General features: G+C 64.0%; 21 protein-coding genes and 1 tRNA gene. 7 read left to right on the forward strand and 15 right to left on the reverse strand.

What is annotated here, in order from left to right:
* Nucleotides 1-227: 227 nt before the first annotated feature.
* The 5 genes from JQ592_RS34850 to JQ592_RS34870 all read right to left on the reverse strand — a co-directional run bounded on the left by JQ592_RS34850 (nt 228) and on the right by JQ592_RS34870 (nt 4423).
* The gene (locus JQ592_RS34850) at nt 228-1052 is read right to left on the reverse strand and encodes an alpha/beta fold hydrolase (RefSeq protein ID WP_211407232.1); all 825 of its coding nucleotides are present in this window, start codon (nt 1050-1052) and stop codon (nt 228-230) included.
* Between the two features lie 124 nt (nt 1053-1176).
* The gene (locus JQ592_RS34855) at nt 1177-1686 is read right to left on the reverse strand and encodes a hypothetical protein (protein ID WP_211407233.1); all 510 of its coding nucleotides are present in this window, start codon (nt 1684-1686) and stop codon (nt 1177-1179) included.
* Between the two features lie 298 nt (nt 1687-1984).
* A complete protein-coding gene (locus JQ592_RS34860) occupies nt 1985-2293 on the reverse strand; it encodes an EthD family reductase (protein ID WP_211407234.1) in 309 nt (102 codons plus the stop codon).
* A 183-nt stretch (nt 2294-2476) separates the two neighbouring features.
* Entirely contained in the window at nt 2477-4183 is a 1707-nt protein-coding gene (locus JQ592_RS34865; protein ID WP_211407303.1) for an FAD-dependent oxidoreductase, read from the reverse strand.
* Between the two features lie 39 nt (nt 4184-4222).
* Entirely contained in the window at nt 4223-4423 is a 201-nt protein-coding gene (locus JQ592_RS34870) for a hypothetical protein (RefSeq protein ID WP_211407235.1), read from the reverse strand.
* A 316-nt stretch (nt 4424-4739) separates the two neighbouring features.
* Here JQ592_RS34870 and JQ592_RS34875 point away from each other — a divergent pair.
* Together JQ592_RS34875 and JQ592_RS34880 are read left to right on the forward strand one after the other, a co-directional pair.
* A tRNA-Thr gene (locus tag JQ592_RS34875) sits at nt 4740-4814 on the forward strand.
* A gap of 1365 nt (nt 4815-6179) precedes the next feature.
* Complete coding sequence (locus JQ592_RS34880) at nt 6180-6527, forward strand: DUF3024 domain-containing protein (RefSeq protein WP_211407236.1); 348 nt, start codon at nt 6180-6182, stop codon at nt 6525-6527.
* Between the two features lie 741 nt (nt 6528-7268).
* On the opposite strand, the gene JQ592_RS34885 is transcribed toward JQ592_RS34880, so the two are convergent.
* The 4 genes from JQ592_RS34885 to JQ592_RS34900 form a co-directional block, all read right to left on the reverse strand.
* Nucleotides 7269-7748 (reverse strand): cyclic nucleotide-binding domain-containing protein, encoded by a 480-nt coding sequence (locus JQ592_RS34885; RefSeq protein ID WP_211407237.1) that lies wholly within the window; start codon nt 7746-7748, stop codon nt 7269-7271.
* Nucleotides 7749-7849: 101 nt separating this feature from the next.
* A complete protein-coding gene (gene plsY / locus JQ592_RS34890) occupies nt 7850-8536 on the reverse strand; it encodes a glycerol-3-phosphate 1-O-acyltransferase PlsY (protein ID WP_211407238.1) in 687 nt (228 codons plus the stop codon).
* Between the two features lie 30 nt (nt 8537-8566).
* Complete coding sequence (locus JQ592_RS34895) at nt 8567-9202, reverse strand: ferric reductase-like transmembrane domain-containing protein (protein WP_211407239.1); 636 nt, start codon at nt 9200-9202, stop codon at nt 8567-8569.
* A gap of 14 nt (nt 9203-9216) precedes the next feature.
* Nucleotides 9217-9720 carry a Twin-arginine translocation pathway signal gene (locus tag JQ592_RS34900; protein ID WP_211407240.1) on the reverse strand — a complete coding sequence of 168 codons (504 nt, stop codon included), beginning with the start codon at nt 9718-9720 and terminating at the stop codon, nt 9217-9219.
* 819 nt (nt 9721-10539) lie between these two features.
* Between JQ592_RS34900 and JQ592_RS34905 the strand changes: the two genes are divergently transcribed.
* Nucleotides 10540-11547: an LLM class flavin-dependent oxidoreductase gene (locus JQ592_RS34905; RefSeq protein ID WP_211407241.1), complete on the forward strand. Its 1008-nt coding sequence runs from the start codon at nt 10540-10542 to the stop codon at nt 11545-11547.
* 109 nt (nt 11548-11656) lie between these two features.
* On the opposite strand, the gene JQ592_RS34910 is transcribed toward JQ592_RS34905, so the two are convergent.
* From JQ592_RS34910 to JQ592_RS34935, 6 genes are read right to left on the reverse strand one after another with little or no spacing between them, the layout of a single operon-like run.
* The gene (locus JQ592_RS34910; protein WP_211407242.1) at nt 11657-12532 is read right to left on the reverse strand and encodes an amidohydrolase family protein; all 876 of its coding nucleotides are present in this window, start codon (nt 12530-12532) and stop codon (nt 11657-11659) included.
* Between the two features lie 12 nt (nt 12533-12544).
* Nucleotides 12545-12940, reverse strand: a complete 396-nt coding sequence (locus tag JQ592_RS34915; RefSeq protein ID WP_211407243.1) for a RidA family protein — start codon at nt 12938-12940, stop codon at nt 12545-12547.
* A gap of 25 nt (nt 12941-12965) precedes the next feature.
* A complete protein-coding gene (gene hpaH / locus JQ592_RS34920; RefSeq protein WP_211407244.1) occupies nt 12966-13769 on the reverse strand; it encodes a 2-oxo-hept-4-ene-1,7-dioate hydratase in 804 nt (267 codons plus the stop codon).
* A gap of 3 nt (nt 13770-13772) precedes the next feature.
* A complete protein-coding gene (locus tag JQ592_RS34925; protein ID WP_211407245.1) occupies nt 13773-14633 on the reverse strand; it encodes a fumarylacetoacetate hydrolase family protein in 861 nt (286 codons plus the stop codon).
* A 54-nt stretch (nt 14634-14687) separates the two neighbouring features.
* The gene (locus JQ592_RS34930) at nt 14688-15305 is read right to left on the reverse strand and encodes a flavin reductase family protein (RefSeq protein ID WP_211407246.1); all 618 of its coding nucleotides are present in this window, start codon (nt 15303-15305) and stop codon (nt 14688-14690) included.
* A 3-nt stretch (nt 15306-15308) separates the two neighbouring features.
* On the reverse strand, nt 15309-16274 hold the full coding sequence (locus tag JQ592_RS34935) for a Bug family tripartite tricarboxylate transporter substrate binding protein (protein ID WP_211407247.1): 966 nt from the start codon (nt 16272-16274) through the stop codon (nt 15309-15311).
* Nucleotides 16275-16405: 131 nt separating this feature from the next.
* Here JQ592_RS34935 and JQ592_RS34940 point away from each other — a divergent pair, with 131 nt between their 5' ends.
* The 4 genes from JQ592_RS34940 to JQ592_RS34955 all read left to right on the forward strand — a co-directional run bounded on the left by JQ592_RS34940 (nt 16406) and on the right by JQ592_RS34955 (nt 20117).
* Nucleotides 16406-17197, forward strand: a complete 792-nt coding sequence (locus JQ592_RS34940; protein ID WP_211407248.1) for an IclR family transcriptional regulator — start codon at nt 16406-16408, stop codon at nt 17195-17197.
* Nucleotides 17198-17462: 265 nt separating this feature from the next.
* The gene (locus JQ592_RS34945; protein WP_211407249.1) at nt 17463-18758 is read left to right on the forward strand and encodes an O-acetylhomoserine aminocarboxypropyltransferase; all 1296 of its coding nucleotides are present in this window, start codon (nt 17463-17465) and stop codon (nt 18756-18758) included.
* Nucleotides 18759-18762: 4 nt separating this feature from the next.
* On the forward strand, nt 18763-19545 hold the full coding sequence (locus tag JQ592_RS34950) for an alpha/beta fold hydrolase (protein ID WP_211407250.1): 783 nt from the start codon (nt 18763-18765) through the stop codon (nt 19543-19545).
* A 68-nt stretch (nt 19546-19613) separates the two neighbouring features.
* Nucleotides 19614-20117, forward strand: coding sequence for a DUF6496 domain-containing protein (locus JQ592_RS34955; RefSeq protein WP_211407251.1), 504 nt, complete (start codon nt 19614-19616; stop codon nt 20115-20117).
* Nucleotides 20118-20126 lie beyond the last annotated feature (9 nt).

Raw genomic sequence — 20126 nt, forward strand, 5'->3', positions numbered from 1 at the left:
GTCATGATCAGAGGCCTCACCCAGTTCCACGCCATCAAGCATGGTTGGAGCCTCCGAAATGTGTGAATCTCGTAGCCTTGTGGGAGAGGGTGGATCAATCGCGCTCTGCGCGATTGAGACGGGTGAGGGGTTGTCTCCGCATACTCACTCTCAAATGCATTCGCGGATAGAACCCCTCATCCGGCGCTTCGCGCCACCTTCTCCCACAAGGGGAGAGGGAAGAATCTTCACTCCCTGAAAAACGCCAGCAGGTCGGCGTTGATCGTCTCGGCGTGCGTGGTCGGCATGCCGTGAGGGAATCCCTTGTAGGTCTTCAGGATGCCCTTCTTGAGCAACTTGGCCGACAGCGGCGCCGAATCGGCGTAAGGCACGATCTGATCGTCGTCGCCGTGCATCACCAGGACCGGCACGTTGATCTTCTTCAGGTCCTCGGTGAAGTCGGTCTGCGAGAACGCGACGATGCCGTCGTAATGCGCTTTCGCGCCGCCCATCATGCCCTGGCGCCACCAGTTCTCGATCACCGCTTCCAGCGGCTTTGCGCCGGGGCGGTTGTAGCCGTAGAACGGGCCCGCCGCGATGTCGCGATAAAATGCCGAGCGGCCGGCGGCGAGCTGGGCCTGGAAATCGTCGAACACGCTTTTCGGCAGGCCGCCGGGATTGGCCGCGGTCTGCACCATCAGCGGCGGCACCGCCGACAGGATCGCAGCCTTCGCGACGCGGCTCTCGCCGTGGCGAGCGATGTAGTGCACGACCTCGCCGCCGCCGGTGGAGTGGCCGACATGGACGGCGTTCTTGAGGTCGAGATGCGCAGTGAGCGCGGCGAGATCGTCGGCATAATGATCCATGTCGTGGCCGTCGGCGACCTGCGCCGAGCGGCCGTGGCCGCGGCGGTCATGGGCGATGACGCGGTAGCCGCGCGTGACGAAGTACATCATCTGCGCATCCCAGTCGTCCGACGACAGCGGCCAGCCATGGCTGAACACGATCGGCTGCCCCGAGCCCCAATCCTTGTAAAAAATCTCGACGCCGTCCTTGGTGGTGATGGTGGGCATGAAAGGCTCCTTCAGTGAGAATCAGTCCGGGGCCCGCGAGACGCGAACCGACGAGGCGGAGATGGTCGTGCGATGATGCGAGGTCGAGACCTCGCACCGGCCTGCGGCGATGAGAATCGTGTGATCAGGCAAAAGTCATCGGCTTGTAGCGCCGCCAGGCGCCGATCGTGAGCACGACGAAAAACACCAGCACGATGCCCTGCACCACGGCGAACACCGGACCGGAGGGCGGCGCCGGCGGCACGGCGGGCGCGAGCGCGGCGAGCGCCGGCACCTTCAGGAACGACTGGATCACCAGCACGAAGACGTTGAAATAGAGCGAGATCATCGCGGTCACGATGTAGACCGGACGCCAGACGCCCGAGAGCTTCATGCCGTAGAGCGCGAAGCAGGCGATCGCGAGCAGCACCAGCGAGATGATGCCGATGATGTGCGAGGGCAGCAGCTCCTTGAACGGAAACAGGAAGCCGGTGGCGCTGGTGAGGATGGTGAACAGCAGGAAGATCGCGGTGAGACCGGGCATCGACTTCGAGCCGAGCAGGCCGAACATCACGACGAAGCCGGCAACGATGGCGATCAGGCTGATGACGACATGGATCAGCGTAATGGCAGACAGGCTCAACCCGAGAACCATGACATCTCTCCTACTCTCTGCATTGAGACAACGAGAGTAGTATTACGGTCCTCATGGGATTGCCACATGCGTTGTCGTCACATGCATGAGCACAGCCATGCGTCATCGTGCGAATCGACAAACGCATGGCTGAATTTCTTGCAGCGCTGTCGCAAACGACGGCAGCTGTTCGTTTGTAGCCCGGATGGAGCGAAGCGCAATCCGGGAATCGTGCCACAAGCAACAGCGGCCCCGGATTACGCTTCGCTCCATCCGGGCTACGGACCTTTCGGGGTTCGACGAAAGTTGAATCGATCCTTCACACGTCCTTGGTGTCGAAGATCAGGATGTCGGCGCCACCGCTGGCGAATTTCGGCACGTCGGCGCCGGTCGCCTTGCCTTCCGGACTGGCGAAGGCCGCCTGAATGTCGGCCACGCTGTCGAAGGTGAGAATGGCGACGAGATGGATTCCGGAAGGACCTGCGGGAGATGCGACCTGCCCCTTGCTGACGGCGTATTTCTTCAGGCCGGGAAGTTTTTTCGCGAGTGGAATGTGGGTCTCGGCATAATACTTGTCGAAGGCGGCAGCATCCTTGGGTGTTTTGTACAGCACGACGATTTCAGCCATTGAGTCCTCCCTTGGGAATCCTTGTTTTTCCACGCGCGATTGGCCTCGCGACGAGACGATAGTCCGCAGGACGCGGCACGATGGCAAGCCACATTCATCTTGCCGTCTGCTTGTCTTCTGCTTGACTTATAGTTTGAGCACGATCTCGTCGGAAAACCGCTCCACACTTTTCCGTATCGTGCTCTAAAGCGCCGGTTTTGCGGCGTCGCCGAGATAGCCGTGCAGGGAGGCGACGACCTGGGCGCCTTCGCCGATGGCGCCGCCGACGCGCTTGACCGAGCCGGAGCGGACGTCGCCGACGGCGTAGACGCCGGGCACGGAAGTCTCGAGCGGCGCCACCAGCTTGCCCTGGTTCAACTCGGACTGCGCGCCCGTCACGACGAAGCCGCCGCGATCGAGCGTGACGCCGCAGCCGTGGAGCCAGCTGGTGGCGGGATCGGCGCCGACGAACAGGAAGAGATTACGGATGTCGGCGGAATCCTCGTCGTCCGACAGCCGGCTCTTCCAGCGGACGCGCCGCAGCAACGAGGTCTCGTCGCCTTCGAGCGCGGTGATCTCGGTGTTGAACATCAATTCGATGTTCGGCGTCGCTTCGATGCGCTCGATGAGATAACGCGACATGCTGGCGCCGAGGCCGCCGCCGCGGATGATCATCAGCACGCGCTTCGCATGGCCCGACAGGAACACCGCGGCCTGGCCCGCCGAATTGCCGGCACCGACCAGCGCCACCTCCTCGCCGGCACAGAGCCGCGCTTCCACGGGCGAGGCCCAGTACCAGACGCCGCGGCCCTCGAACTTGTCGAGGTTCGCGATATCAGGGCGGCGATAGCGCGCGCCGCTGGCGACCACCACCGCGCGCGAGCGCAAGGTGTCGCCGCAATCCAGCGCCAGCGCGAAGGTGCCGTTGGCGCGCGAGCAATCCAGCGAGCTCACCGACATCGGAATCATGATGTCGGCGCCGAACTTCTGCGCCTGGGTGAAGGCGCGGCCTGCCAGCGCCTGGCCGGAGATGCCGGTCGGAAACCCCAGATAGTTCTCGATGCGCGCGCTGGCGCCGGCCTGACCGCCGAAGGCGCGGGTGTCGACGACCGCGACCGAGAGACCTTCTGATGCCGCGTAGACCGCGGTCGCGAGCCCCGCCGGTCCGCAGCCGACGATGGCGACGTCGTAGATGCGGTTGTCCTTGGCCCCGCCGATCATGCCGATGGCCCGGCCGAGCTCGGTCTCGCTGGGATTGCGCAGCACCGTGCCGCCGGCCGTGACGACGAGCGGCCAATCCTCCGGCTTCGGCGAATAGCGGGCGATCAGCTCGGCGGCGTCATGCTCGCTGTCTGGATCGAGCAGATGATGCGGCTGGCCGTTGCGAGTGAGAAAGCCCTGCAGGCGCACCACGCCGGCGGAGTTCGACGGCCCGATCAGCACGGGGCCACCGATGCCGCCCTGGATCAGGTTGACCCGGCGCAGGATCAGCGCCCGCATGATGCGCTCGCCAAGCTCGGCTTCGGCCACCAGCAGCGCACGCAGCCGGTCCGGCGGGACGAGGAGCACCTCGACATCGCCCTCGGCGCGGCCGTCGACCAGCGCCGGCCGGCCCGAGAGCTGGCCGAGCTCGGCCAGAAACTGCCCCGGCCCCTGATCGATCACCGGGGTGACGTGACCGAGACCGTCGCGCTGGGTGATGGCGACGTGGCCCGCCAGCACCACGAACATGCCGGGCCCGGGCTTGCCGGTCTCGAACAGGAGCTCGCCATCCTTATAGTGCCTGAGCTCGCCGAAATGGCGCAGGCGCTCGATCTCGACTTGTGTCAGTGTCGGAAAAGTCTGCTCGGGACGCGTGAACTGCGCCATCAGCGCCTCCCTGTCGGTTCGTTGCACCTCGTCCTGCGCCATCGTCATTCCCGCTCATTCCAAAAATCTAGCTGCCGGTCTTCAGTCACCGGACTTGCCGGCGGTCTCCTCATTTAGGGAACCATCGTCATTCTGCGAGGGCTCGCTGATGGCCGCGCGCTCGCGCGCCTGCAGCTTGCGCCGCTTCAGGTTCTCGCGCAGCGCCGATTTCAGCCGGTCGTCCCGGGACGCCCGGCCCTGTTTGGAGTCCTGTCTCGCGTTCTTGTCGTTTGGGTCAGTCATCAAAGATTCACCGCAGCGATCGGCCATAACATGCCCAACGAACATGGCAGCTCAAGAGGCGACGTCGATCCGATCGTGCGAAACTCGAAATGGATCGAATCCGAGCCCTGGGCCAACTGGCCAGTTGGGCGGGGATATCGGCCCCCGAATCGGCGGGAAGTCGGTCGTTTCGAGCGAAAACGGGCATTTTGGCCCCGATATCGGCCCGATTTTCTCGTTTTGACGGGGCTAGCAAGCTTGCACAGGAGGGGGGCTTGTGGCAGATATCGGCCCGCTTGGTAGGCCCCTGTGGCGGCCGATTCTGATCCCAGCACATGCTGCCGTAGCTCAGTGGTAGAGCACTCCATTGGTAATGGAGAGGTCGACAGTTCAATCCTGTCTGGCAGCACCATTCTCTTCGTTCAATCAGACATGAATCAGCATTCTCGCGGCATGACGCCCGAGTTTTGCTGTTTTCCTTGCCCCTCTTTAAGTGAAGAGGACGCAGGGAAGGCCGGGTGCCGGCTGGCACCCATGATCCGCTGCGCGAAGATTTGCACACGCAAATGCGCAGGCGGGACAACAGGTGGGCCGGAAAAACACCCGGCCTTCCCTGCGCGATGGTTTGACGGCTTATGCCTGCTCTCCCCGGAGCCGAGTTCCTTCTGGCCTCCGTCACCTCGCGAATTGGCGATGTCTCCAGGCCCGGTTGAGCCTGAAAACATCTCCGCAAGGCTTGACCGTAGCAACGACGATCAGGACCACATGGTTTTGCCGTACGCAGCTCATCCGGCTTCGCTTTGGTAGCTTCGCCGGACTTTGGCGCCGTTCGTCCGCACGGAGCAAGACCTCACGAGGTTCATCTCGCCCTGGTCCCGCTGTCCCGTGCCCGACGCTGCCGCGTCCACCGCACCCCGATCCACGTTCGTTACGACGTACGATCGCCCCTCTCCGGGGACCGGGATGGCGGGATAGTGCCGCAAATCCGAATTTCGGTAAAGCGGAATATTTTTGCGGGAGGGGATTGACGGGGTTTGGCGGGAGGCGGGTGTTTTGCCCGACGGGCAAATTGGCGTGCATGGAGCACACAAGCCCGCCGATACGTCCAAAGTCCTGATGCCGAGATTGCGACCTGTTGGACCGCGCAAGTAAGGTTAATTCTTCCTTTCGATTGTCGGTAAAATTTTATCTATTATCGTCTTTGTCATTCATGACGAACCAGAGGCTCCGATAGTGTTTGCGTTTTGCCTGATCGTGACTGGGACTGTGCTGCTTCTGTCCGGCTTGGTTGCCTTCGGCTTTCATAGAAACTCGCTGCACTCAATGGCGTTGCTCTAGCCGTACCAGCCTTCCCTGAACGTCCGGATCTCTCTGGTCAGGACCTGAGCATCGCGGGATCACGCCCGCTTCAGCGGACTCGCAGCTCACAGGATGGTTAGAGCGAAGCGAATCCATCAGAGCCCAGCTCGGCGACCGAGGCATGATGGGTTTCGCAAGTGCTCAACCCATCCTACGGGCTGAAGCGCGCGCAAATCGTCGAAGCGAAGGCGCATCAATGGTCTGCGATGATGAGCCAAAGACTGCCTGATGGTCTCCCTGGGGCGAGGTATCGTAGCCCGGATGGAGCGCAAGCGTAATCCGGGGCCGTTAGCTGCGGATGCAGTCGTCCCGGATTTCGCTTCGTTCCATCCGGGCTACGGATCTGCTTGTCAAATCAGGAAAGTGTCCGCATGATCGCAATCAACATCCGATGCACAGCATTCGGCGCCAATGAACCATGACACTCTCAGAGTTTGAAATAAGGCGCTGCGAAAAGCTTGTCGCTGAATTCATCCAGCAGCGGCGACCACCGGCGCATCTCCGCGCCGAGCTTGATCTTGCATTCCGCATCGACGGTCAGAGCGTCGAGATTTATGAAGTGCGACCCCATTGGCGCGACCGAGACAAGACGCTCGAAGAGCCGATCGCAAAGGCTACCTACAACAAAAGCAAGAAGAACTGGAAGGTGTTCTGGCAACGAGCTGACCTGAAATGGCACGGCTACCAGCCGCACCCGGAAACAGCGTCGATCGAGGAATTCCTCGACGTCGTTGGGGAAGATTCACACGGATGCTTTTTCGGCTAGTGGCGTAGTCCGGATGGAGCGCAAGCGTAATCCGGGGCCGTTAGCTGCGGATGCAGTCGTTCCGGATTTCGCTTCGCTCCATCCGGGCTACGGATCTGCGCCGTCGCAGTAGCTCGTAGAATGGGTAGAGCGAAGCGAAACCCGTCGAAGGCCTGCGCCAATGTGAAGCATGATGGGTTTCGCAAGTGCTCTACCCATCCTACGCGCTACGCGCTGGCACGTATCAACGTGTCTCCAATGCGCCTTCCTGCACCGCAACCCGGGAGCACGAACCGGCGAAGCAAGGAGTTGCGGCTGATCGACGCGCCAGAACCGTGGCCGGCCTCCCGACATTTGAACTGCGTCGCACTGTCCGTTTGCCCTCCAATTTCATGGTGATAGTGTCGTATCTCGCGGTCTGTCCGGGAGGACACAATGGGATGGTTTGACGGGCTGTTTGGAAGAACGTCGGCGCCTACGACCCCGCTCTTTGCGAGATTCAGGCGGAAATCACGGGCACCGACTGATCCTGATCTTCTGAAGATTGCCAAGGAACGAAAAGGGCATGTTTCGAGGAGAGCCGTGAGAGACGAATATCATCGGCTGCTCCTGGAGAAGTACGCGCACGACAAGTCGTGACTTCTGGCGCGCAGGACGGGCGGAGGGAAGCCCGCAGGATGGGTAGAGCGAAGCGAAACCCATCAGCGTCTTGCTCGGTGACGAGACATGATGGGTTTCGCAAGTGCTCTACCCATCCTACGATCATCGATTGTCATCATCCGCCCGTCGCCCGGCAAACCGATCGTCGGAGCGGCGCAGGCGTCGGCACAGCTCGCGATTGATGTTCTGCAGGACGATCACGTAGGCGTGGACATCGGCCTTGTAGCAGGCATAGAGCTTGCGGGCCGTCAGCTCGTACAGCACGGTCGGGCTCTCCGTGACCACCGTGGCCGAGCGATTTTGCATTTCGATCAGCGTCATCTCGCCGAAGAAATCGCCTGGCTCCAGACGGGAAATCGGCACCACGCTCCCTGAACTCGCGCGCTTGCTCACCGCCAGCCGGCCGGACTTGACGATGAACATCGAGCGTCCCGGCTCGCCCTCGGCCACGACGGTTGCTCCGGCATCGAAGCGGCACTCGACCAGCATCGAGATCAGGAGGTCGAGGCTTGGATCCGGGAGACCGCCGAAGAACGGCGTCGCCAGCAGGAACGCTTTCAGATCGGGGGCCGTGACAGTCATCGCGCAAGGATACGCCCCGCCGTTACTTGCGGCAAGCAGAGCACATATCGGTGCTGCCGACAGCTCACACGCCCGACTTGCTGTTGACGGCTTGCAGACGGCTACACCTGCGCTTCTGCCTTCGTGTCCGGGCTATTTCGGCCAAGGCGCGGCTCCGTTCCCGCGAGCAGCCGCTGAATGTTGGCGCGATGGCGAAAGATCACGTAGATGCCGCCTGCGATCACCAGCAACCGATAGGGCAGCGGCTGCGTAAAGGCGCAGACCAGAACGATTGCGGTCAATGCCGCGAGCATCGAGCTGAGAGAAACGATCCTCGCAATCGCCAGCACGAGGCCGAAGATCGCGGCAGTTCCCAGTCCCACGGGCCACGACATCGCCAGCAACACGCCGAGCCCGGTCGCCGCGGATTTCCCGCCTGTGAAGCGCAACCAGATCGAGCGGCTATGCCCGAGCAGCACGGCAATTCCGGCCAGGCAAACGGCCCACGGCACCCAGGTTTGCAGGTCAGGCGCTGTCGGCGGCATCGGGGATAGCGCGGCATAGAGCCAGGGACAGAACGCGCGGGCAACGATGATGGCGGCCACGCCTTTCAGCGCGTCGGCGACCAGCACCAGCAGCGCGGGCCATTTTCCAAGGGTCCGCAAGACATTTGTCGCGCCGGTGGATCTCGAGCCATGCTGACGAATATCAATGCCTGCAAGGAGTTTCCCCGCCAGATAGCCCGTGGGGATCGAACCCAGGATATAGGCGATTACCAATGCAAACGCGCCTGCTGTCCAGAAAGCCATAGTGCTCTACCCATCCTGTGCAGCGCCGGCCTACTGCCGCGCAATGCTCTCACCGCGCAACGTCCGTCGCTTTCGCCACACCTGCAGGTCGATCATGACTTTCACAGCCGCCGCGAGGACAGCTGCACAAAGTGTCGCCTTCGAGATCGTCTCCATCGTCCCCTCGATCAGCAGGCAATGAACCACGCTGCCCGCGACGATGACGATCGCCAGCGGCATATGAACGAAGCGCCAGGTTCGCGGTCGCAATCCCAATCGCCGGCGCAATGCCGCCAGCAGCGCGACGATGAAGATGGCCCACATGGCAATGACGCCGAAGGGGGAGAACGGCGTCGGGGATGAGAAGGTCAGCGCGTCGATCATGTCGGGCGGGCTGGTGATCCAGAGGCCGGCGACATGGATCACGATCGCCAGAGCAATCGCGCCGCCGATCCAGTGATGCGCGCGACGTCCGCGATAGGCCGAGAACCCCGGCAGATATCCGCCGATCAGCAGGGGCTGAACGAGCACGAGGCCCAGCGCAATGATGCCGGCAAATCCGGCGAGGATGTAGACCGGCCCGCGCCATGCGAGCTGCTCGCTTGCCGCAGCGAGCGCGATCGGCACGCCAATGGCCAAGGCAAGAGCGGCCCAAATCAGGATCGCCCGGACCGTTCTCCACCCCATCGATTGCAATTCGGTCAGGCCGGCTGCAGCACGAAGTGCGCCTCGAGGCTCGTCTCCTTCGCACTCCGCATCACCGGCCGCAGGAAGACGGTCTTGAATTCACCGCTGTCATAGGCGAGGTGACCATGCGGCTGGCCGAAGATCGGAATGATCTGCGGCATCTCGAGCCGGAACTTGCCGTCCTTGTCGGTGAGCGTGGCGCCATGGCTCTGCGGCTCGTGCTCCTGCCCTTCCACCGTATGCGCCCAGATCTGGATGCGCTGCCCGGCGAGCGGAGCCCCGTCGCCGGCGCGGCGCACGGTGCCACTCATCCAGAAACCGCCCTTGCCGATGCGATCCACGATCGCCGCCCCCTTGCGGTAGTTGTTCGCTCCGCCCGACATCGACTCGGTCGGTGCGAGGCCGTCCGCGCGGGCCGGCAACAGCAGCCCGGGTACGCCGGTGGCCAGCATTCCGGTTGCGAGAACGGAGCCGCCGGCGGCGAGGAGGTTGCGGCGGTTGAGTACGATCATGGTCATGTCAGTTCCTCCGGGCGACCGGGCATTGGCTCTGGCAAGGGTACAACAACAGGCCCAAAACGCCCAGTTGGGACCTTGGGCGCCATCGGTTTCAATAACAGTGTTGTGAACGAAATGCAGGTCGCTCAAATGGCGTCGCTGACGAGGCATCCTCGGACATCGGCAATCGACCTCTACGTCGTCAGTATCCCAAGTAGCGCGGCAAGTTCGTGCAGCTGGTGAGCATCAGCCAGAGGGGGATCGTGCAAAACAGGCTCCACCCCACATTCACGACGACAAACATTCCGTTGTATTGAAAGGTGGAGGAATCAGGCCTGTAGCGGTCGTACAGTTTCTTCGGCAAGGCATTTGGGAAAGGCCCGTAGTCATTGCCTGCCGCACTATCGTAGACTCTCTGGGAAAACTGCTTCCACCGCAAAACATTGTAGCAAATCCAGGCTGTGGGCAGGGCAGTAAACAGGCCTACGAAGATCCATAGCGACGTACCCTGTCCATTTGTGGCGTGAACCATCCACCCGGAACAGCGGCTCTGACTCGGATCAACAAAGATCAGGATGAACAGAGCGCACATGAGCCACCCGACACAGGTGGCTGCCGCCCATCTCGCGACCTTTAGACAAAAATCAGGGTCGTAGTTGGGGAGATGCGGTCGTTCGTTCATAGATTGTAGTCTAGCTGACCTGCCCAAAGCTGCAACATGTGGGCGTGAGGTGGAAGGCGCTTCGAGGCAAAGGCGATCGTCCAGCACGCTAACATTTCGGCGCCCCGCCCCTATATGTGAGGCCCCGGCGCGTATCGCGCCCCATCCGGTCCTCACACATGATCCCCTTCTCCGTGCTCGACCTCGCTCCCATCCGCCAAGGTGGCGACGCCGCGCAGGCGTTCCGCAATTCGCTCGATCTTGCCCAGCATGCGGAGACGTGGGGCTTCAAGCGCTTCTGGCTGGCCGAGCATCACAACATGACGGGGATCGCGAGTGCGGCGACGTCGGTGGTGATCGGACACGTCGCAGGGGGCACCAAGACGATCCGCGTCGGGTCCGGCGGGATCATGCTGCCGAACCATTCGCCGCTGGTCATCGCCGAGCAGTTCGGCACGCTGGAGTCGCTCTATCCCGGGCGGATCGATCTCGGGCTCGGCCGCGCGCCGGGCACCGACCAGTTCACGGCGCGGGCGCTGCGACGCGATCTCGCAACGAGCTCCGAGAACTTTCCACATGACGTGCTGGAGTTGCAGGCGCTGCTCGGCGATGTACAGCCGAACCAGGCGATCCGCGCCGTGCCCGGCATGGGGACCAAGGTGCCGCTCTGGATCCTGGGCTCGAGCACGTTTGGCGCCCAGCTGGCGGCCATGCTCGGCCTGCCCTTTGCGTTTGCCTCGCATTTCGCGCCGCAGATGATGATGCCGGCGCTGCGCGAATATCGCGCCCGCTTCGAGCCCTCGGCGCAGCTCGACAAGCCTTATGCGATGGTCGGCGTCAACGTGTTCGCCGCCGACAGCGATGCGGAGGCGCAGCGCATGTTCTCCTCGCTGCAGCAGCAGTTCATCAATCTGCGCCGCGGCACGCCCGGGCCCCTCCCGCCGCCGGTGGACGACATGGACGCGCTGTGGTCGCCGGCGGAGAAGGCGGGCGTCGGCCAGTCGCTGTCCTGCTCCGCGGTCGGCACGCCCAGCGTGGTCGAGGAGAAGCTGAAGGCACTGATCCTTGAGACCGGCGCGGACGAATTGATGACCACGGGGCAGATCTACGATCACGCCGCGCGGCTGCGCTCGTTCGAGATCGCGGCCGAGGTCCGCGATCGGCTGGCGAAGCAGCCGGCGGCGTAATGTGGAGACGGCGCTCGTCATTGCGAGCGCAGCGAAGCAATCCAGATTATCTCGGTGGAAATAGTCTGGATTGCTTCGTCGCTTCGCTCCTCGCAATGACGAGGAGGAACTAGTCCGGAAAGCCGAACAGTTTTGCCGGATTGTGCACCAGGATCTTCTCCAGCTCCGCCTGGTCGGCCGCGTAGCGGTACATCAGCTCGAGCAGATCGGCATCGTTCGGCGGCTGCTTGACCGAGACCGGGTGCGGCCAGTCGCTGGCCCAGACGCAGCGGTCGGGCGCTGCCTCGATATAGGCGCGCGCGATCGGGATGACGTCGTCATAGGGCGGGCCGGCCTTCGAAGTCTTCTCGCCGAGCGACAGCATCACCCAGAAATTGCCCTTCTCGAGCAGCTCCAGCATCTTGCGCAGGTTCGGATCGTTCCTGCCGGCCTCGGGGGCAGGACGCGCCATGTGGTCGATCAGCACGGGCACGTCGAGATTCTCGTACTTGGCGACGCTGGAGACGATGCCGTCCTTCTCCGGCTGGATCTTGACGTACCAGCCGAGCTCGCGGATGCGGGCGATGGCGCGGGCGAAATCGGCATCCGACAGCACGGCGCCGAGCTCCTGGCGGAAGCTGAAGCGCGCGCCGCGCACGCCGGCATCATGCAGCTTTGAAAGATAAGAGTCGCTCGCCTCGGCAAACACCAGCGCATTGGCGCAGCCGCGATAGTTCGGGCCCATCGCGGCGAGGCCGTCGAGCACGACGGCATGATCGGCGCCGTAGGTCGTGGTCTGCACGACGATGCCGCGCTCGATGCCGAGCGTCTTGTGCATGCGCAGCGCCGCTTCCCAGGTCGCGGTCGGCATCCGGTAGGCTGCGCCGGGACGCTCCGGATATTTGTCGATCGGACCCAGCACGTGGAACTGGCTGTCGATGGTCTTCGGCGGCGGCGCCTTCACCGGGCGGCGCGGATTGGGATCGAACGGCAGATAGGTCGGCATGCGCAAGGCTCCTCAGTCGATCACGGCGGTGAAGTCGCACTGCACCAGCGCGCCGCCGTCCATGTTGTCCATCGGCAGCGCGTGGCGCGCCGGTCGCGAATGGTCGTCCGGAAACATCTTCAGCCACTCGACATTGACGGGCCCGCGCTGCGAGCGGTCCTTCAGCCACACCGTCATCTTGATGATGTCGTCCGTGGTGCCGCCGGCGGCCTCCACCGTCGCCTTCATGTGCGCGAACATGTTGGCGCATTGCGCGTCGAGGCTTTCGGGCATCGCATTGGTCGCGGGATCGCGGCCGAGGATGACGCCGGACATCACGAGATTGCCGATGCGGCAGGCGTTCGGAATCGGATTGACGTGCTTGAAGCCGCCGATGTGGATGCTCTTGCGCCGCGTTTGACCGGTCATGGTGCGCTCCCTTCTTGTTGTTGCTTTAGACGAACTGGCACGACACCGAGCCGAAAGCGCCATAGTCGGCATGAAACGTGTCGCCGCGGCGGATGTCGACCGGACGCGTGAACGATCCCGCCAGCACGACTTCGCCGGCGGCGAGATATTCGTCATGCGGCGCGAGGCGGTTGGCGAGCCAGGCAATTCCGTTGGCGGGATGGTTGAGCACGCCGGCGGCAAGGCCGGTCTCCTCGACCTCGCCGTTGCGGAACAAGAGCGCGCCGATCCAGCGCAGATCCGCATCCATCGGGCGGATCGGCCGGCCGCCGAGCACCAGCGCGGCGTTCGCCGCATTGTCCGAGATCGTGTCCATGACTTTTCGCATCTTGCCGGTCTCGGGATCGACGCGATGCATGCGCGTCTCCAGGATCTCCAGCGCGGGGGTGACGTAGTCGGTGGCGTTGAGCACGTCGAAGATGGTGCAGTCGGGCCCGCGCAGCGGCGCCTTCAGCACGAAGGCGAGCTCGACCTCGATGCGCGGCGCGTGGAAGCGGTCGAACGGGATCGGCGTGGCGTCGGCATAGAACATATCGGCGAACAGCACGCCGTAATCGGGCTCATTGATGCCGACCGCGTTCTGCATCGCTTTCGAAGTGAGGCCGATCTTGTGTCCCTTGATGACGCGGCCGCGGCCGAGCTGAAGTTTTGTCCAGGTGCGCTGGATCGCGTAGGCATCCTCGATGCTAAAATCCGGATACTCTTTCGAGAACATCGGGATCAGCGTCTTGGTGCGCTCGGCTTCATCGAGGCGCGCGGCAAGGCGTTCGATCGTGGCGGTATCCAGCATGATCTATTGCTCCGCGGCGACGGTGTTGCGCAGCACACCGATGCGGCTCGACTCGACCTCGACGACGTCGCCGTCCCTGAGCCAGCGCGGCGGATCGAAGCGCGCGCCCGCGCCGGTCGGCGTGCCCGTGACGATCATGTCGCCGGGCTTCAGCGTGGCGAAGGTGGAGAGATAGGAGATCAGGAAGTCGAACGGGAACATCAGCCGTTCAGTCGTGTCCTGCTGCCGCACCTCGCCGTTGACGCGCGTGACAATGTCATGCGGTCCGCGCGGATCGAGCTCGTCCGCCGTGACGATCCACGGACCGATGCTGCCGGAGCGGTCGAAATTCTTGCCCTGCGTGACGTTGAACTTGCCGTGGCGAAGCCAGTCGCGAATCGTGCCCTCGTTGCACAAGGTCATGCCGAAGATGTGCGACCACGCCTGTTCGCGCGGGATGTGCCGGCCGCCCTGCCCGATCACGATGACGAGCTCGCCTTCATAGTCGAGCTGCTCCGAAACCTTGGGCTTCTCCAGCGGCTGGCCGGAGCCGGTCATCGAGGACATGCTGCGCACGAACAGGCTGGGATATTTGGGCAGGTCCGAATTGTCTTTATACTCAGCATTGCGCTCGGCGTAGTTGACGCCGATGCACCAGAGCTTTTCCGGCGCCAGCACCGGTGGCAGCAGGACGAGCTGGTCCAGCGCATGGTCCGGCTTTTGCCCGGCAACCGCTTCCTGCGCATCGGCGAGTGCATTGGCCGCGATCAGCGCCTTCACATCCGAATAGTCGCGCCCGATACGCCTGGTCAGATCGACCACGCCACCTTCAACGGCCGCGCCATAGCGCGGCTCTCCGTCCAGGAGATAGCTCAGCAGTCGCATTGTGATTTCCTCCGATGATCTTGAGGCGGCTTGGCCCGCGACGGGCCCGCGCGCTCAGTCTTTCGATTTGGGAGTCTGGAACACGGTGTTGAGCGTCACGATCTCGCCGAGGCGGGCGTAGCGCGGCCCGCCGATGCGCGCGATCGGATCGAGCGCCTTGGTCTCGACCTTGCCGTCGTTGACGAGGCCGTCGCGCAAATGGAACATCACGACCTCGCCGACGATGAGCCGGCTCTTGGCATCGCCGAATTCGAGGCATTGCCGGAAGCGGCACTCCATCGCGACCGGCGCTGCGGCAAGCCGCGGCACCTTGATGCGCTCGCTGGCGATCGTCTCCAGCCCGAGCTCTTCGACCTCGCTGATTTCAGGCGGATGTTCGATCGAGCTGTCGTGCACCGCCTTCATCAGGGGCGTATCGGCGATGTGGATGACATATTCCTCGGTGTCGAGGATGTTGTGCGCGGTGTCCTTGTAGTCGGCGCCCTTGCGGCCGACGCTGATGGCGAGCATCGGCGGCTTTTGCGAGACGAAGGTGAAGGCGCTGAACGGCGCGAGGTTGAGCACGCCCTTGCTTGACAGGCTCGTGACCCAGGCGATCGGGCGCGGCACCACGATGCCGGTCATCAGGCGATAGATGCGCTCGGCGCCGAGCTCGGTGGGGTCGATCCGCATCGATCATTCAGCCCTGATGTTGGCCTTGCGCACGACCGGGATCCACTTGGCGTCCTCGCGCTCCAGATACGCCCTGAACTCGTCCGGCGTCATCGCCGTGGCTTCGCCGCCGAGTTTTTCGAATTTGTCGACCACGCCAGGGTCTTTCAGGATCGCGACCAGGGTTTCCTGCAGCTTCTCGACGACAGGCGCGGGCGTGCCCGCGGGCGCGAACAGGCCGGTAAAAGTCTGGCCGTCAAAGTCCTTGTAGCCGAGCTCGGCGAAGGTCGGCACGTCAGGCAGCGACTTCAGGCGATGCGGTGAGGTGACGGCGAGCGCGCGGAACAGGCCGGCCTTGATGTGCTGGAGGCTGACCGTGAGCTGGTCGAACGCGAACTGCACCTGGCCGCCGAGCAGATCGTTGACCGCCGGCGCATTGCCGCGATAGTGCGCGGTCACCCATTGCAGCTCGAGGTTCGACTGCATCAGCTCGCTGAGCAGATGGTTGGTGGTGCCGGGGCCTGGCGAGGCCATGGTCAGCTTGCCGGGCTCGCGCTTGGCGAGCTCGATGAATTCCTTGAAGTTGCTCGCCTGCACCGACGGATGCACCTCGAGCACCAGCGGCGTCATCGAGATGGTCGAAATGGGAAGGAAGTCCTTCTTCCAGTTATAGGCCTCGCGCTTGTTGATCTCGGTCGCGAACAGCACCGGGCCGTTGGCGCCGACGAACAGCGTGTAGCCGTCGGGCGCGGACTTCGCGAACGCCTCGCCCGCGATCATGCCGCCGGCGCCGGCCTTGTTCTCGATGATGAAGGGCTGGCCGAGCTTTTCCTGGAGCTTGTCGGCGACGATGCGCGCGGCGCTGTCGACATTGCCGCCGGCGGGATAAGGCACGATCAGCTTGACGCTGCGAGCGGGCCATTGCTGACCAGAGGCGGGCCCTGCCAGCATCGCGGCTGCAGCAGCGATGGCAATCCAGATTAATCTCATGTTAACCTCCCAGCGGCCCTTCCAATTCCACGTCGGGTGCCGATGACGTCGCGCACGGCATCCCGATCGCGGCGCAATCTCCAGATGCGCACTTTACCTGTCGAGTGAATTGTGGCGTTCTTGTCCATATTATGGACAGAACCAGATCCGCCCGCAACGCCATGGAACCGCGGCAGGGCGCGCAGGCGATCCGGCGCGCGCTCGCGGTGCTGCGCATTCTTGCCGCAGGCCGCGAGGACGGTGTGCCATTGGCCGAGGTGGTGCGGACCACCGGCCTCACCCGCCCGACCGTGCATCGCATCGTCCACGTGCTGATCGAGGAAGGCATCGTCGAGCGGCACGAGCGCACCGGGCGCTACGCGATCGGCAACCAGGTACCTGAACTCGCGCTGGCGCGTCCCCGGCCGTCGCGGCTGCTGATCGCCGCCAATCCCTCGCTGCAACGTGCATCCGCCGCGATTGGCGACACGCTGTTCCTGACCGTGCGCACCGGCAACGACACGCTGTGCGTCGATCGCCGGATCGGCGTCTATCCGATCCAGGTGCTGTCGATCGAGGTCGGCGCGCGCCGGCCGCTCGGCGTCTCCAGCGCAGGCGTTGCCATCCTCGCCGCGATGCCGGCGCAGGAGGCGCGAAAAATCGTCGCGGCCAACGAGAAGCGGTTCGAGGCCTACCGGACCGATGCCGCGACGGTGCTCGGCGAGGTCACCGCCGCGCGACGGCTGGGATACGGCATGAGAGAGATCGGCCTCGTGCAGGGCACGAAATCGATCTCGACCTGGATCAAGACTCCGGACGGGCAACCCGCCGCGGCGATGACCGTCTCCGCCGTTCGCACGAGGCTCGGGCCAAGGCGCGAGCAGGAGGTCACGGAGATTTTGTTGCGGGAAGCGCGGATTATCGAGCAGGCGATCGGCGGTTAGCGCTGCGCGCCGATGCCAGCGCGACTTCGCCTCTCCCCGCTTGCGGGGAGAGGCCGGAATTTGAGCGCAGCTTGAATTCCGGGTGAGGGGGAGCCTCCGCGAGTCCAACTCCCACCGTCCCCGCGGAGAGTCCCCCTCACCCCAACCCTCTCCCCGCAAGCGGGGCGAGGGAGCGCACCGCGAACGCGGCACTGTCAATGGCTGACTTCGCACACGTTTTTATGGCACAACGGCCGCCATCACCGACCGACCAACGAGGCCACGCATGCCCGCGCCAAAGCCGCCTGCCTTCGAGACCCTGAGCCTGCATGCCGGCCAGCATCCGGATCCCACGACCGGCGCCCGTGCGGTGCCGATCTACCAGACCACGTCCTACGTGTTCCAGGATTCCGACCACGCCGCCGCGCTGTTCAACCTTGAGCGCGCCGGACACATCTATACGCGCATCTCCAATCCGACCACGGGCGTGCTGGAGGAGCGGCTTGCGGCGCTGGAAGGCGGCGTCGGCGCGATCTGCACGGCGAGCGGCCAGGCGGCGATGCATCTGGCCATCGCCACGCTGCTGAGCGCCGGCGACCACATCGTGGCGTCGAGCTCGCTCTATGGCGGCACCATCAACCTCTTGGCACACACGCTGCCGCGCTTCGGCATCACCACGACGTTCGTGAAACCGCGCGATCTCGACGCGTTCCGGTCGGCGATCAAGCCGAACACGAAGCTTGTGATCGGCGAGACCATCGGTAATCCCGGCCTCGAGGTGCTCGATATCCCGAAGGTTGCGGCGATCGCGCATGAGGCAAAGATTCCGCTGCTGATCGACAACACCTTCGCCACGCCCTATCTCAGCCGCCCGATCGAGCTAGGGGCCGACATCGTCATGCATTCGGCGACCAAATGGATCGGCGGCCATGGCATCGCGATCGGCGGCGCCATCGTCGACGGCGGCCGGTTCGACTGGCGCGCGTCGGGCAAATTCGCTGTGCTGACCGAGCCCTATGGCGGCTATCACGGCATCGTCTTCGACGAGCAGTTCGGCACGGCCGCCTTCATCATGCGCGCCCGCACCGAGGGCCTGCGCGATTTCGGCGCCTGCCTGTCGCCGACCAACGCGTTCCAGCTCTTGCAGGGCGTCGAGACACTAGGCGTGCGCATGGACCGGCACATGCAGAACACGCATCTGGTGCTGGAAGCGCTCAAGTCCAACAAGGCCGTCGACTGGGTGCTGCATCCTTCGCTGGAGACCCATCCCGACTACCAGCTCGCCAAGACGCTACTGCCGCGCGGCGCCGGCTCGATCGTGTCCTTCGGCATCAAGGGCGGACGTCCCGCGGGACGCAAGTTCATCGAATCCCTGCGCATGATCAGCCATCTCGCCAATGTCGGCGATGCCAAGACGCTGGTGATCCACCCTGCCTCGACCACGCATCAGCAGATGGACGCCGAGCAGCTCAAGGCCGCCGGTGTCGGCGAAGAGCTGGTGCGGCTCTCGGTAGGCATCGAGACCGCCTCCGACATCATCGACGATCTCAACCAAGCGCTGCGCATCTCGCAAAAGGCCTGACACCATGAAGCTTTCCGTCAACGGCACTGATGTGTTTGTCGCAACCGGCGGCCGCGACTTCGACAAGTCGCTGCCCGCGGTGGTCTTCATCCACGGCGCCGGCTTCGATCATTCGACCTGGGCGCTGCATACGCGCTGGTTCGCCCATCATGGTTTTGCCGTGCTGGCGCCCGACCTGCCCGGCCACGGCCGCTCGGCGGGGCCTTCGCTCTCGAGCATCGCGGAGATGGCCGACTGGACGGCCGCACTGCTCGATGCGGCCGGAGCTGCGAAGGCACATCTGATCGGTCACTCCATGGGATCGCTGATCTCGCTGGAGACGGCGGCGCGGCATCCCGACAAGGTGTCGGCGCTGAGCCTGATCGGCACCGCCGCGACCATGACGGTCGGCCCGGATCTCTTGAAGGCCGCCGAGGCCAACTCGCAGGATGCCAACGACATGGTCGCGATCTGGGGCCTCGGCTTCAACGCGGAACTCGGCGGCAGCCTTGCGCCGGGTCTGTGGATGCACGGCGGCGCGCAGGCGGTGCTGAAGGCTTGCGAGCCGGGCGTGCTGTTCAGGGATCTGTCGGCCTGCAACTCCTATACGAATGCGCTCACCGCTGCGGCAAGCGTGAAGGTGCCGACGACGCTCATTCTCGGCGAGCGGGACATGATGACGCCGGCCAAGGCCGGCAAGGCGCTTGCGGCCGCGATCCCGCATGCCAAGACCGTCGTGGTGCCCGGCGCCGGTCACATGATCATGGCCGAACGCCCGGACGAGTTGCTGGCTGCGCTGAGGAACTAAGCGGATCGATCTCCTGCCTTGCGCGTTGCGGTCAGACATCCCTCTGAATCAAGAAGGGGAACTCGACCATGCCAAGACAGGAAATCATTCGTAAAGCCAGGCAGGACAAGCGCGCCGGTAAATCGGCCAGCACGCAGGCCGGCGAATTCGTCAAGGACGAGATCGACAGGATCCGGAAGGGCAAGCACGGCGCGCGCTCGACCAAGCAGGCCATCGCCATCGGCCTGTCCGAGGCGCGTCGCGCCGGTGTCGATCTGCCGCCACCGCGCAAGGGAAGCACCAAGAAGTCGACGCGCCGCAGCGCCAGATATGCTTACGAGGTCGGCCAGGGCAAACGCACCGCGAAGCGCCGCCCGAAGGTGTCGCGCGCCGTCGAAGGCGTGCTGAAGAAGGAGCCGCGGTCGACCGCATCGCGCAGCGCGCTGTCGAAACAGGCCAAGCGGGCCGCAAGCCGCCGAACCGCAGCGTCCCGCTCGGCCGCCGCACGGAAGGCGAGCCACACCAAGGGCTCCAAGGTCCGCTCCGCCGCCGCAAAGAAGGCGGCACGCACCAGGGCGCGCCGCCGGAGCTGATCAGCCGCG

The organism is Bradyrhizobium iriomotense (genome assembly GCF_018129405.1).
Lineage (GTDB): Bacteria > Pseudomonadota > Alphaproteobacteria > Rhizobiales > Xanthobacteraceae > Bradyrhizobium > Bradyrhizobium iriomotense_B.

Bases quoted from the DNA above. Each gene is read 5' to 3' on its own strand.
- JQ592_RS34955 (WP_211407251.1), top strand. From the start codon at position 19,614: ATGCCAAGACAGGAAATCATTCGTAAAGCCAGGCAGGACAAGCGCGCC.
- JQ592_RS34850 (WP_211407232.1), bottom strand. From the start codon at position 1,052: ATGCCCACCATCACCACCAAGGACGGCGTCGAGATTTTTTACAAGGAT.
- JQ592_RS34880 (WP_211407236.1), top strand. From the start codon at position 6,180: ATGACACTCTCAGAGTTTGAAATAAGGCGCTGCGAAAAGCTTGTCGCT.
- JQ592_RS34870 (WP_211407235.1), bottom strand. From the start codon at position 4,423: ATGACTGACCCAAACGACAAGAACGCGAGACAGGACTCCAAACAGGGC.
- JQ592_RS34885 (WP_211407237.1), bottom strand. From the start codon at position 7,748: ATGACTGTCACGGCCCCCGATCTGAAAGCGTTCCTGCTGGCGACGCCG.
- JQ592_RS34860 (WP_211407234.1), bottom strand. From the start codon at position 2,293: ATGGCTGAAATCGTCGTGCTGTACAAAACACCCAAGGATGCTGCCGCC.
- JQ592_RS34895 (WP_211407239.1), bottom strand. From the start codon at position 9,202: ATGGGGTGGAGAACGGTCCGGGCGATCCTGATTTGGGCCGCTCTTGCC.
- JQ592_RS34910 (WP_211407242.1), bottom strand. From the start codon at position 12,532: ATGCCGACCTATCTGCCGTTCGATCCCAATCCGCGCCGCCCGGTGAAG.
- JQ592_RS34900 (WP_211407240.1), bottom strand. From the start codon at position 9,720: ATGACCATGATCGTACTCAACCGCCGCAACCTCCTCGCCGCCGGCGGC.
- hpaH (WP_211407244.1), bottom strand. From the start codon at position 13,769: ATGCTGGATACCGCCACGATCGAACGCCTTGCCGCGCGCCTCGATGAA.
- JQ592_RS34915 (WP_211407243.1), bottom strand. From the start codon at position 12,940: ATGACCGGTCAAACGCGGCGCAAGAGCATCCACATCGGCGGCTTCAAG.
- JQ592_RS34945 (WP_211407249.1), top strand. From the start codon at position 17,463: ATGCCCGCGCCAAAGCCGCCTGCCTTCGAGACCCTGAGCCTGCATGCC.
- plsY (WP_211407238.1), bottom strand. From the start codon at position 8,536: ATGGCTTTCTGGACAGCAGGCGCGTTTGCATTGGTAATCGCCTATATC.
- JQ592_RS34950 (WP_211407250.1), top strand. From the start codon at position 18,763: ATGAAGCTTTCCGTCAACGGCACTGATGTGTTTGTCGCAACCGGCGGC.
- JQ592_RS34930 (WP_211407246.1), bottom strand. From the start codon at position 15,305: ATGCGGATCGACCCCACCGAGCTCGGCGCCGAGCGCATCTATCGCCTG.
- JQ592_RS34855 (WP_211407233.1), bottom strand. From the start codon at position 1,686: ATGGTTCTCGGGTTGAGCCTGTCTGCCATTACGCTGATCCATGTCGTC.
- JQ592_RS34940 (WP_211407248.1), top strand. From the start codon at position 16,406: ATGGACAGAACCAGATCCGCCCGCAACGCCATGGAACCGCGGCAGGGC.
- JQ592_RS34905 (WP_211407241.1), top strand. From the start codon at position 10,540: ATGATCCCCTTCTCCGTGCTCGACCTCGCTCCCATCCGCCAAGGTGGC.
- JQ592_RS34925 (WP_211407245.1), bottom strand. From the start codon at position 14,633: ATGCGACTGCTGAGCTATCTCCTGGACGGAGAGCCGCGCTATGGCGCG.
- JQ592_RS34865 (WP_211407303.1), bottom strand. From the start codon at position 4,183: ATGGCGCAGGACGAGGTGCAACGAACCGACAGGGAGGCGCTGATGGCG.
- JQ592_RS34935 (WP_211407247.1), bottom strand. From the start codon at position 16,274: ATGAGATTAATCTGGATTGCCATCGCTGCTGCAGCCGCGATGCTGGCA.